The organism is uncultured Fibrobacter sp. (assembly GCF_947305105.1).
Classification (GTDB): Bacteria; Fibrobacterota; Fibrobacteria; order Fibrobacterales; family Fibrobacteraceae; genus Fibrobacter.
In genome coordinates this window covers 1-3,910 of sequence record NZ_CAMZCS010000068.1, presented here as the reverse complement: position 1 = coordinate 3,910, position 3,910 = coordinate 1, and the positions used below count along the sequence as shown (strand labels likewise).

At 53.5% G+C, this 3,910-nt stretch carries 4 protein-coding genes; all 4 read left to right on the top strand.

Features of this window, described 5'->3' with window-relative positions; translation table 11 throughout:
- Nucleotides 1–150 precede the first annotated feature (150 nt).
- Genes yajC through Q0Y46_RS14785 form a run of 4 tightly spaced genes read left to right on the top strand, consistent with a single transcriptional unit; the run spans nt 151 to nt 3,828 of the window.
- The gene (gene yajC, locus Q0Y46_RS14800) at nt 151–534 is read left to right on the top strand and encodes a preprotein translocase subunit YajC (RefSeq protein WP_295682214.1); all 384 of its coding nucleotides are present in this window, start codon (nt 151–153) and stop codon (nt 532–534) included.
- A 33-nt stretch (nt 535–567) separates the two neighbouring features.
- Nucleotides 568–1,113: a peptide deformylase gene (def, locus tag Q0Y46_RS14795; RefSeq protein ID WP_295682213.1), complete on the top strand. Its 546-nt coding sequence runs from the start codon at nt 568–570 to the stop codon at nt 1,111–1,113.
- A gap of 17 nt (nt 1,114–1,130) precedes the next feature.
- Nucleotides 1,131–2,570, top strand: a complete 1,440-nt coding sequence (locus tag Q0Y46_RS14790) for a SpoIID/LytB domain-containing protein (protein WP_297948591.1) — start codon at nt 1,131–1,133, stop codon at nt 2,568–2,570.
- Between the two features lies 1 nt (nt 2,571).
- Nucleotides 2,572–3,828, top strand: a complete 1,257-nt coding sequence (locus Q0Y46_RS14785) for a tRNA (N(6)-L-threonylcarbamoyladenosine(37)-C(2))-methylthiotransferase (protein WP_297948588.1) — start codon at nt 2,572–2,574, stop codon at nt 3,826–3,828.
- Nucleotides 3,829–3,910 lie beyond the last annotated feature (82 nt).

Here is a 3,910-nt window from a genome sequence, read left to right as displayed (position 1 = left end):
CTTCGCCGTCTTATATTGACGCACGAAGTGCGTGATTCTTTTCACTAGCCTCTAGTCTCTAGTCTCTCAAAGACTTATTGCTCATAGCCTCCCGTCTCATTTTTCTATATTTACCGCGAAACAATCAATCACCTTAAAACAAGGCTTATTATGAAACTTTCTGCACTCCTCGTGACCCTTTCCTCCATTGCCGCTCTCGCCCAGGACGCCGCTCCCGCCGCGAACGGTGAACAGCCGAGCGCAATCACTAGCTTCCTCCCCCTGATTCTCCTCTTTGTCGTGATGTGGTTCTTCTTCATCCGCCCGAAGCAGAAGGAAATGAAGCAGATGGACGCCATGCGCAAGGCCCTCAAGAAGGGTGACAAGGTCATGACCACCGCCGGCATCATCGGCACGATTACTTCCATGGAAGAAGGCTCGAACACTATCACTGTCCGTACAGCATCGACGACCCTTATCGATTTCGAAAAGTCCGCTATCCTCCGCGTGCTGAACGCAGAAGCCAAGGCTGACGACAAGAAAGAAGCGAAGTAACTAACAGACTAGAAAACAGGACAAAAGCAACCCATGGCATTGCTCCCCATCAGAACTTACGGCGACCCCGTACTGCGTAAAAAATCCGAACCCATTTCGGAAATCACGCCGGAACTCCGCCAACTGGCACGCGACATGCTCGAAACGCTCTACGATTCCACTGGCTGTGGGCTCGCAGCGCCGCAAATCGGCAAGAACATTAGGCTCGTCGTCATCGACACTGCCGTTCCCAACGAAGAGGAACCGAAGCCCTATATCATGTTCAACCCGGAATGGGAAGCCGAAGCCGATGCCGAGATGGTCGACTATGACGAGGGTTGCTTGTCCATCCCCGACTTGTTCTGCAACGTCGTCCGCCCCGACCGCGTGGCGGTACGCTTTTTCGACATCAACGGAGAACCGCAAGAAATCAGGAACTGCGAGGGATTGTTCGCCCGCTGCATCCAGCATGAATGCGACCACCTGAACGGCGACCTTTTCGTCGACAAGATTTCTACGGCCGACCGTACGCTGAACCAGTCGAAGCTCCGCAAGATGGCCAAGGAAACTCAAGAAAAGCTCAAGAAGAACAATCGCTAACCGAGACGATGGATTTGATGGGATTATTCCGAACTAGCCTCCTTAGCGCAGGTTTTTTCTTTGCGCTATCTTTTGCCCAAGACGGGATGGACGACGGATTCGACCTCCCGGAACTCCCGCCCCCCGCCTCGGAACAACAGGCACCCGTTCCAGAGCCCAGCCAACCAGCACCGACACAGGAAGAAGAACCCTATGCCGGGCCGCAAAACGATGTCATAGAAGCCCCCGAGCCGGAGCAACCGAGCACCGACCAGGCCGAGACGGCAGAGCCTATACAGGAACAAGCAACCGAAGCGCAACCCATCAGCGCAGGCGTACCAGACAAGTTCGGCGACACCCCGCCCAAGATCCAAGTCAAAAAAATTCCGGACAACCTGGACAGGCCCGTACGCGTAGGCGTATTCGTAGACGAAAAAAAGTTGTTCGTCAAATCGGGGAACCAAACCATCGCCATTACCGCTGTCGGCAACCAGTTGGAAATCGAAAGCAACGGGACCAAAGAAACGGTAGACCAGCGTGAGTTCTACAGCGAAGGCAAATGCTTGAACATCGCTCCTACGCAAAAGCAGTTACAGTCTTCGTGCTATCCAGGCTACTTTATTGTAAAGGCCGCCAAAAGCCGCATCACGGCAATCAACATCGTCGACGTCGAAGACTACGTCCGTGGAGTCATCCCCTACGAAATCGGCAAGCTGGACAGCAGCCGCTTCGAAGCGCTCAAGGCACAAGCGGTTGCCGCACGCACCTATGTGTACAAGCATTTCAACAGCCGCGACGCAATGGGCTTTGACGTGTACGCAGACACCAAAGATCAAGTGTACATGGGTTACAAAAGCGCCACTCCCCTGACGAATGCAGCCGTGAAGGCCACCGTCGGCGAGACCATGATGTACAAAGGTGAATTCATCATCGCCTACTACCACTCCACTTGCGGTGGCAAGACAGAAACGATGGTGACATGGGACAAGAAGAACAAGCCGTACCTCAAGAGCGTACCGGACCTGCGCCCCGATGGGCAACCTTGGTGCAACGAGTCCAACTACAGCAAGTGGGAACGCAAGTTCACCGACAAGGAACTGATTGCGCTCTTCCAGCAGAACGGCAAAGAAGCCAAGACGAAGGTCCCGAAATTCAAGAAGCTCAAAGATATTTCCATCAAGAAAAAACTCCCCAGCGGCAGGATCTACACCTTGCAGGTGACTACAGACAAAGGCACTTTTAAAGTCTATGGAGACAAGGTACGCTGGCTATTCAAGCAGAAGGGAACCATTCTCCCGTCGTCGCTGTTCACAATCAGCCACAAGGGAAATTCCTGGATACTTAGCGGCAAAGGCTACGGCCACGGTGTAGGAATGTGCCAGATGGGAGTGCGCGCTAGGGCCCAAGCAGGGCAGAGTTATCTCGAGATTTTGAGCCACTACTACCCCGGCATTACGCTGGAGCGTTTCGAGCACTAAAATGCAGGCGCCCCTCGTCGCCATAGTCAGCCAGGGATGCGCCGCCAATTTCGGAGACGGCGAACGGATAGCACGATTGCTCGCCAAAAAATTCCGTACTCTTTTCAATTTCCCGACAGACGAGATACCCGAGGCAATATACCTGAACGTATGCACGGTCAAGGGGAACGCAGGCGCCATCAAGCTCTTGAAAAAAGCGCATGAGACATACCCCGAAGCAAGAATCTACATTACCGGGTGCGCACCGGCAGATTTCCGGAAAGAAGCCTCTGCCATTTTTAACAAAATAGAATTTACGAGCCTAAAAAATATTGCCGCCGAAATCATCGGCGAAAGCAGCAAAGATACACGCCAAGCAACACTTCGCGAATCCCCGTTTACGGGAATCGTCAACATCGAGGAAGGGTGCCTTGATGCCTGCGCATTCTGCAGCACGCACCTGGTCAAAGGCCGTCTGCATAGCTACCCTGCCGAATCCATCATTGAACAAGTACAATCCCTTGTCGCTGATGGTTGCAACGAAATCCAGTTGACCGGGCAAGACTGCGGCTGTTACGGATTCGACACGGGAACAAACCTGGCTAAGCTCGTTCAAAACATACTCGTCCATGTTCCGGGCGACTACAAGCTACGCCTCGGCATGGGCAACCCTCGCCACATGCTTTCGTATGCGGAATCGCTCCTGGAATGTTTTACCGACAGCAGAGTCTACAAGTTCATCCACTTGCCCGTCCAGAGCGGAAGCGAGCGGATCCTCAAGGCAATGAACCGCCGCCATACGGCCAGCGACTTTGTCTCACTGGCAGAAACATTCAACAAGAATTTTGACAAGTTCACATTGAGCACCGACATGATTGTCGGATTCCCCGGCGAAACCGAAGAAGACTTTGACGCCACGCTGGAACTGCTCAAGGAAACAAGGCCGACCGTCTGCAATATCACGCGATTTGTCGCCCGCCCCGGAACCCCCGCCTTCGCCATGAACCAGACAAATTCTGTAAGCGACGACGAGAAGCACCGGCGTTCGGCATTGCTCGCCGAAACTTTCCAAAAAATCGCCCGCGAAAACAACGCACGCTGGATTGGTCACGAAACAGAAGTCCACATCGAAAAAGAAGGCCACCGCAGCGGAACGACCATCGCAAGGAACGAAGCCTACAACCCGGTCGCCATTCCAGGCGAATTCGCACCAGGCAAAAAATTACGTGTCCGCATCACAGGTGCCGAGCCATTCGCACTTATTGCCGAGCCACTGTAATACTCAGCACAGCAAATTTCCATCTACAAAAAAGGGACCCGCCGGCGAAGCCGGCGGTTCTTCATATACGGGCGTAGCCCTA

Coding starts and splice junctions, on each gene's coding strand:
- Q0Y46_RS14790 (WP_297948591.1), top strand. CDS start 1,131: ATGGGATTATTCCGAACTAGCCTCCTTAGCGCAGGTTTTTTCTTTGCG.
- yajC (WP_295682214.1), top strand. CDS start 151: ATGAAACTTTCTGCACTCCTCGTGACCCTTTCCTCCATTGCCGCTCTC.
- def (WP_295682213.1), top strand. CDS start 568: ATGGCATTGCTCCCCATCAGAACTTACGGCGACCCCGTACTGCGTAAA.
- Q0Y46_RS14785 (WP_297948588.1), top strand. CDS start 2,572: ATGCAGGCGCCCCTCGTCGCCATAGTCAGCCAGGGATGCGCCGCCAAT.